Below are 7,591 nucleotides of genomic sequence, written 5' to 3'. Positions count from 1 at the left end.
TGGTGGCCTCTTCCAGCACGTGGACCACGAACTCGTCAACCGAGGAATAACCGGCCAGTTCGGCGGCCCGTTTCGCTTTCTCGTACAGTTGCTTGTCCAGCTTGATACTCGGCATGGTCGGACGCTCCTTGTCATGTTTTCCGGAAGATCGGTTTACCCTCGATCTCAGCCGGCACTTCGATATCGAACTGGTCGAGTACGGTGGCTGTCAGGTCGCGGAGGTCGGGGTCCGGCTTGACTATCTGCCTGTTGGTGATCAAGGTGGCCGGCACGTGCCTGGGATCGACACAATGGTCTCCGCTCCACTTGTCGAGATTGTCGGCGAACACGTGGTTGGTGAACCCGCCCAGGATACTGTCCCAGCTGATCCGGTAGCCGGTGTTCCAGCCCACGATCAGGTCGGGGGCGTGGGGGTTGCGGCGGTGTTCCTGCCCGGGGATGATCCAGACCCCGCTGACCGCCGGGTCGCCGGTTTCCTCGTCGCGCATAGCCAGCAGGTCGTTGCGGATCGATTTGCGCAGCTTGTCCGCCTGCGATGCCGTGACCGCGCCCTCGCGCTCCCTGCCTTCGAGGTTGAGATAAACCGAATTGATCCCCAGGTTGTAGGCCCCGGTCCGGCTCCAGTCGACATTGGTGAAATAGCCGCTGTCGGCGATATCGTTCTTGTTATGCAACTCGAGGTAACCCTGGCGGTGCAGCCAGGTGTTGAGGTTCACCTGACGGCGGAACGAGTTGAACCCGTGGTCGGACATGATCATCATCGTGAAGTTGGGGTCGCTGAGATCGTTGTAAGTCAGCACCTTGCCCAGCACCATGTCCATCTCGATATAGAAATCCTGGATTTTTTCTCCGTACTGAGCGCTGATCATCGGGTCGTAGAGCGGATGGCGCGGGTCGAGAGCGCGCCAGTACATGTGCGAGTTCTGGTCCAGGCTGGAGAAATAGAAAAACAGCAGGCCGTTCTCCCGGCGGTTGAACCTTTCCAGCTCGTAGAACAGCAGGCGCTCCCGCTCCTTGATTACCTGCTCGGCGAGCTGGAGGTACTGGTCCTCGCCCAGGATGCGGCTGCTCAGGGCTTTCGTGTCATCGGGCAGCCCCTGGGTGTAGAAGAAACCACAATTGCAGCTCAGCTCGTGGCCGTACTCCTCGGAGGAAAAGATCGGCAGGGCCGGGTCGGTCGGGTCGATATTGATCGGGGAGACATAGAGGCTGAAGTCCGGATTCAGGTCCTTGACGAAGATTTTAATGATGCCTTTCACGTCGTAGAACGGACCGAGCATCGGGAACGAGACCCGGAACCAGCCGGTCCATTCGCCGCGGTTGAGGATAAACTCCTTATCCTGGATTTTGATCCGGGCCACGTCGTTGAGCCGGTCGCGCCAGACAGTTACCGGAACCGCGGTTTCGGGAGCGCCTTTCTTGAGGCTGTTCGCCGGCCCGGGCAGCTCGAAATCGGCCTGGTCGTTGTCGAAATAGACCGGGATCACCCGGCCGCCGGAGATGTCGGCCGGGTACTGCTCGGGCACGGTGGTAAACATGGTGAATGTCCCGTAGCCGCCCAGCAGGTCCGGGGTGCCCATCCCGCTCACCATATCGGCTTCGCCCTCGACGGTCGGGAAATTGGCCGGCATCTTGAAAATGGTCGTCGGCAGATCGCGTTCTGTGAGATAGTCCCAGAACGGACGGCCCTTGCGCAGCAGCTCGGTTTTGCCCTCCTCGAGCGGAATCCGGTAATCGCCGAATTCAATCACGGTCTCGGGTGGCGTTACCCGCGAGGTGGAGAGGTAGGGGATCATCGTTTCCGGCTCGCGGTGGATGAAGTCGTAGATCCCGTGGGTGGAGGGCCCGGCGCCGACAGTTAAATTAGACCAGGCGACCGGACTCTGCGGCGGGTTGCTGGTGGCCACCGGACTTATCCCGCCGGACTCGATAATCCGGTTGAAATTGGGCATCAGCCCCTTGCCCAGGAACTTGTGGACCAGCTTGGGGTCAAGCCCGTCGATCCCCAGCACCAGCATTTTTTTGCGCGCCGATGGTCTGGAGAGGGCCATCGAGGGCAGGATTGTCAGTCCGCCGCCGGCCATCATCGAGGTCTTGAGAAAATCTCTGCGTTTCATTTTACCGTCCCTGCTTTTTGTTTGATCCCGCCCGGCTGCAGGCCCACCACCCGGCCGTCGTGAAACCCGCGGGGCTCCAGGCCGAACAGGTCGAGGATAGTCGGCCCGATATCGGCCAGCGAGACCGGCTCGTCGTCTTTTTTCCAGTTGCAGAAAAACACACCCGGTACGAACAGCGGGTCGATACAGTGGTCGCCGCTCCAACTGCGGGTATTGTCCTCGAACACCTCGCCGGTGATCCTGCCGGTGGCGGAGTTCCACGAGGAGCGGTAGCCCTCGTGGTAGCCGACAATCAGGTCCGGGGCGTCATCCACGTACGGTCCCGAGAGCGCCTGGCTGCTGAGGATCGCGCGATGAACCGGGCGGCCGCCGTTGGTGTCGCCGCCGTTTTCCATGCGCAGGGCTTCCAGCTTCTCTTTCAGTTCCAGCTGGAGGCGCAGGCGGTCGTTGCCGGGCGGCACGATCCCGTCACGCTCACGGCCCCGGACATTCAGGTAAATCCCGGTCAGGCCGTATGCGTAGGCCCGGGTCCGGGTCCAGTCCACCCCTTCGAACCATTCCCCTCCGGGTTCGCAGCCCTGTTTCAGGATCAGGTAGCCCTCTTTCCAGAGCCAGGTGTTGAGATTAACGCCCCATTTGAACTGCTTGAAGCCGTGGTCGCTGATCACCATCAGCAGGTCGTCCTTGCGCAGTTTCGCCCTGATTTCAGCCAGGAAGTCATCCATCCGGCGGTACAGGTCGCGGATCACCTCGCGGAACTTCTCGGTCTCCTTGTCCTTGTTGGCCGGGTGGTCGTCATCCAGGCAGCGGAAAAACTCGTGCTGGAGCCGGTCGGTCGTGTCGAACACCTCGACGATCAGACCGTCGGTATTCTTTTTCAGCGCATCGAAAAACAGCTCCCGGCGTTCCGCGAAATAGTCGTACGACTGGCCGATGAAATCGTCCTCGTCGATCACCCGTTCGTTCAGCGCCCAGGTATCCTCTGCCAGGCCGAGCGTGGAGAACGGCCCCTGCAGCTTGGCCTGGGCCACCGAGAAACTCAACGGGTGGGAGATCGGCAGCGAGGGTCTCTCCGGATCGATATTGATCGGAGTCATGTAGATTTTGAGCTCCGGTTCGAGCTGCTTGATCATAAAGCGCGCGATCCCCGACACTCGCCTGAAGATGCCCATGCGGAAAGTGAGCCGCACCCAGGGAGAATATTTGTTGAGCTTGAGGACGAACTTTTCCCTGTCCACCCACACTACAGCTCTCTCATTGTCCGGTTCGGGCAGGCAGCGAAGAGGCAGTTCCAGGTTCTTCTGCTCGCCCTTCGACTCGATCACGGGTCCCGGAATGGCGGCCTCGTAGCTCTTCTCGACGCGGTTGAGCGGAACAACGGTACCGCCGGTCATGTGGCGGCGGACCTCTTCCATGTCCTCGGAGGTGAACAGCGTAAACGAACCCTGTGTGCCCCGCAGGTCGGGAACGCACATCCCCGACAGGCAGACCCCGTGGAACTTGTCCGGGGGAAAAGTGATCGGCACACGCAGGATCGAGCAGAACACGCCCGCATCACCGAGGATTTTCCAGAACGACTCACTGCGGCGCAACTGTTTTACCTCAGTCCGGTTAAAACGGAACGGCCCGATCCTGCGCCGGCTGGAGCTGATTTCGACCGAGCTGAGCACCGGCAGGTAGTTGTTCGGATCGCGGGTATAGAAATCGAAGATGCGGTGCTTGCCGGGGTTTACTCCGGTTGAGAATGTCGACCAGGCCACCGGTGATACCGGCGGGGTGGTAGTGCCCAGCCTGCTGAAAGTACCTTCCTCGGCCAGCCGGGAGAAATTGGGCAGCAGGCCCTGGGCCATGTATTTCTCCGTCAGCACCGGGTCCATCCCGTCCAACCCGACAACCACCACGCGCCCGGCCTTGCGTCCGGCCAGATTGCGGCTGCGTTTGAACCAGAGCCAGGCGGCGCGGAACGGCCAGATCAGGAAGGAAAAGAGAGACACCACCGCGGTGAGCAGAATAATGAAGAACGAGGAAACTACAGCGAACCCCGCGCCGGGGCCGATATATGCCCAGGCGGGTCTGGATATGGCGAACAGCAGAAAGAGCGCCGCCGGGATAATCGCGGTCATGCGCAAACGAAAGTTAGATACTGGACGATTCATAAACTAGTTGCTTCGGTTCCGGTACATCGAGGGCACAACCGCCTCGGCCATCTCATCCAGGTTCAGGTCTCTGCCCAGGAATTTCTTGACTCTGGCGGCACATTCCCGGGGTGCGGCAACCGCCGCTGAGTAATCCAGGTACAGGGTTTCGATATTGTTCCGGCAGTCGAGCCACTCGGCCACTTTGGCGAGATGTTCCTCGAATTTGGCGGCCATGACCGTATTATCCGGCCCGGCGTCTGTTTCTCCCCGGCGGGCCAGCATCTTGCGCTGGCTGGCCAGCACCTCCTCAAGCCCGCGCCGGAGGAACACGACCTTGTAATTGAGGGCCGGCGGCAGGTGATAGAGAAGCATGCTGATCACTTTCAGCACTTTGCCATCGAAAGCCGGCGTAATCCAGGTGTTGTCGCGGGCCAGGTCCTTGACCCGTTCATCCTCGAAATATCCCAACAGGTTGTCTTCGTCGTCGGCGCGGAGATTGTCCGTAACGACTTCCAGGCCGCCGGCGGTCAGCATTTTCATCATCATCGAGGTTCCCGAGCGGGGAAGTCCCGAAACGACAATGATCTCCGCTGAGTTTTCCTGATGATCTCCGGGTACCATGAGACTGCCACCTGTTTATCGTTTGGATAGTTTGAGAATGAAATTTAATGTGGAACAGCCCCATGCGCAACACATTTATGATCCAGTGTACGTAATATTGGTTGAAATGAGGCAGGTCAGAAATAAAAAAGCCCCGCAAGGCGCAACTTCCGAGGCTCCGGGCAAGGATTGGTCAGGCACACATATCCGCGCTGTACCAAGCGATCTCTGAGTTAGCCGTATCGATCCACGGCTAAGGCTTGATCCTTAAAGTAGGGCGCAGTACTACTCTTATTCTCTATGAGGGGTTATTTGCGGGGGGCATAATTAGTGGTACAGCTTTTAGGCGCAGGTCGCCACCGCCTGAATCATTTCAATCATCTCCTCCGGCATCTCGACGTGAATCTTTTAGAATATTCTCCTCTGGCCCGCCTGAGCTTATTTAAGTCGAAATTGGCAAGAATGAGCTTAATAACAGAACTTCCGTATCTGTTATCACATCTCGGATGTTTTTTTTCATACCCCCAGCAATACCGTGCATCTGAGCCAGACCTGACGCTCAATTCGATTATCCTGCACTGGTATTATGAAAGGGCGGCAAACCGGGGTTTGCTTGAATTCTCTCAAAATAAGTGGTACGGTTAATGTGGGAGAATGTCAAATGAGAACCTTGGGACCAGAAAAAGCATCAAGGAATGCGCTTGCCGATATTTTGGCTGAAAATACCGATGGCTCTCAGCTACGCAGCAAAAAAACCAGTTCTCCAGCAAGGGCGTATGCTGCTTTAAGCTTAATCGGCTTCTTAGCCTTATTCACGCAACTCGATCAACGAGTCAACACACCAAACAGCTTAAAATCTTCCCTCTCTGAAATGATTTCTGATTTTATATCTCCACACCTCTATGCTCAGTCCCCGCTAACAAGTGCGACTTATTCTAAGCTGCTGGCTTACCTGTTATATGATCCAGAGAATGGGAATGACCATCTTATGCTGGGCAGTGGTGATAAACTTACGGACATAACTGGTCCATTAAGCGCCAAAGGATTTATATCTATTAAAGACATAAGCCTGGACGAATCCGAGAAGGTCGTATGTGCTGCATTTGACACAACAGATATACGGCATAACTGGGAGATTATCAAAGTTGCACCCAATGGAAAAGTTACCACCCTTACTAACACATCCGAGCTTGACGAAAGCTCTCCATCGATGTCAAATGATCAAAAGAAATTAGCATATGTTGCAGGAGGTTCTATTCATGTCCAAGGCAGCGGGAAAAAAACAATGATAAGTCCTCGTAGAGGAAGGGCTTATGTTGGGGTAAGGTGGACTCCAGAAGATAGATTGCTGGTTACCGTGGAGGAAGGAAGGAGAAGTTACATAGCTGAGATAGATTTAGCGAACCCTTATTATGTTTACAGGCTCACTTACTCCGAATACAAAGTCACAATCCGTAATCCGGTCATATCGCCAGACGGAACAAACTTGGTTTATGTAATCGAAAAAGGCGGCAACACAGAGATAGTGACAGCCGATAGATACGGCAATAACTCCAGAATATTATCTTTTGGCGACAATATTGTTTATTCAGACAGTGCAACTATTTTATTTTGCAGGGAGTTCAATTCTCGCTCTCATCTGTTTTTCATCAACGGATCGGGTGATGAATTGGAAGCCTTGATTCCTGCCGTGATATATGATTCTGGATTTATTATTCGTTCCATTTCGTCTTACACTCCATATATAATTCCTCCTGAAAGCCCGGAAGAACCTGATATCGAGGGAAATTCAGAGAATAAGGATGACCAGCGGCTTAACATCCCCGATATCCACAACGGATATCTGCTGTTAAAAAACTATCCTGATCCATTTAATCCGACAACCACGATACAATATGAACTGCCATTTAGCTCTAATGTGAGAATAAATGTGTTAAATATAAGAGGCCGGTCGATAAGAACATTGGTAGATCAGCAGAAAGCAGCCGGCAGGCATTCTGTCGAGTTTGATGCCACCGGTCTCAGCAGTGGAGTTTATTTTTACAGGTTGGTCGCGGGAGATTTTACCCTGACAAGAAAAATGGTATTATTGAAATGATTACATCTGGAACTCCATCCCTTGCAAGCCATTAATTCAAGCCGCCACCGCCTGAATCCGCCTCACCAATTCCTCCGGCATTCCCGCCAAAAAGGTTTTAAAATCGTCATGTATGCCCCGCCATTTTTTTGAACGGTTTTTTCAATAGCTGGCAGATTGAGCAGGTTCTACTGCTTACCTCTACCCATATCCGCATAACCATCGACTATCAACCTCATACCCGCGCTGTACCAGGCGATCTCCGTTTTTGCTAGATTGATCTATGGCTAAAGTTCGATCATTGGGTAGAGGGCGGTACTGCTCTGATTTTCTAGGCAAAGCGCTTTGCGGGGGTAACCTCATCAGCTATCGGGCTGAAGTTGTCCAACTTGTTCTGAAGGGATACAGAGCTGGCTTTGTCCCCGGAAAGACGCTTGAATTCCAGCCGTAAGCCAGACTTGAAATTCTCTGACTTTCTTGGTACCGTGACTGGAGACAGATCACAAGGTCCCGCATCGGGGGAGACTTTCAGGTAACTGGTGCTTAAGAGGAAACCGGGATATGCAGATAAGACTGACCTACGGGAAAGAGGGGTTGGAGATCGACCTGCCGGACGATTTGCGGGCCAGGGTGCTGGAACCGGAGTTTATCGAGGGCCT

At 54.9% G+C, this 7,591-nt stretch carries 5 protein-coding genes (1 of these 5 only partly in view); 2 read left to right on the top strand and 3 right to left on the bottom strand.

What is annotated here, in order from left to right:
* Positions 1-131: 131 nt before the first annotated feature.
* From FVQ81_06165 to FVQ81_06155, 3 genes are read right to left on the bottom strand one after another with little or no spacing between them, the layout of a single operon-like run.
* Positions 132-2,117, bottom strand: coding sequence for a hypothetical protein (locus tag FVQ81_06165; GenBank protein ID MBW7996148.1), 1,986 nt, complete (start codon positions 2,115-2,117; stop codon positions 132-134).
* A complete protein-coding gene (locus FVQ81_06160; GenBank protein MBW7996147.1) occupies positions 2,114-4,273 on the bottom strand; it encodes a nucleotide pyrophosphatase in 2,160 nt (719 codons plus the stop codon). Before FVQ81_06160 ends, FVQ81_06165 begins: the two co-directional genes overlap by 4 nt.
* Positions 4,274-4,276: 3 nt before the next feature.
* Complete coding sequence (locus tag FVQ81_06155; GenBank protein ID MBW7996146.1) at positions 4,277-4,876, bottom strand: sulfotransferase domain-containing protein; 600 nt, start codon at positions 4,874-4,876, stop codon at positions 4,277-4,279.
* A gap of 565 nt (positions 4,877-5,441) precedes the next feature.
* On the opposite strand from FVQ81_06155, the gene FVQ81_06150 reads away from it, so the two are divergent.
* Together FVQ81_06150 and larA are read left to right on the top strand one after the other, a co-directional pair.
* On the top strand, positions 5,442-6,953 hold the full coding sequence (locus tag FVQ81_06150) for a T9SS type A sorting domain-containing protein (GenBank protein MBW7996145.1): 1,512 nt from the start codon (positions 5,442-5,444) through the stop codon (positions 6,951-6,953).
* Between the two features lie 540 nt (positions 6,954-7,493).
* A protein-coding gene (gene larA / locus FVQ81_06145) for a nickel-dependent lactate racemase (GenBank protein MBW7996144.1) crosses the window boundary here: on the top strand, positions 7,494-7,591 show its 5' end (the start). Its footprint extends 1,192 nt past the window's final position; only the first 98 of its 1,290 coding nucleotides appear in the window; its start codon is at positions 7,494-7,496; its stop codon lies off the right edge, out of view.

It is taken from the genome of Candidatus Glassbacteria bacterium (assembly GCA_019456185.1).
Taxonomy (GTDB): domain Bacteria; phylum Gemmatimonadota; class Glassbacteria; order GWA2-58-10; family GWA2-58-10; genus JAJRTS01.
Note: the sequence above shows the minus strand (reverse complement) of the source record. Positions and strands in the feature narration are given on the sequence as shown.

Excerpts from the sequence above, each read along its gene's own strand:
- FVQ81_06155 (MBW7996146.1), bottom strand. The coding sequence starts at position 4,876 with ATGGTACCCGGAGATCATCAGGAAAACTCAGCGGAGATCATTGTCGTT.
- FVQ81_06165 (MBW7996148.1), bottom strand. The coding sequence starts at position 2,117 with ATGAAACGCAGAGATTTTCTCAAGACCTCGATGATGGCCGGCGGCGGA.
- FVQ81_06160 (MBW7996147.1), bottom strand. The coding sequence starts at position 4,273 with ATGAATCGTCCAGTATCTAACTTTCGTTTGCGCATGACCGCGATTATC.
- FVQ81_06150 (MBW7996145.1), top strand. The coding sequence starts at position 5,442 with ATGAAAGGGCGGCAAACCGGGGTTTGCTTGAATTCTCTCAAAATAAGT.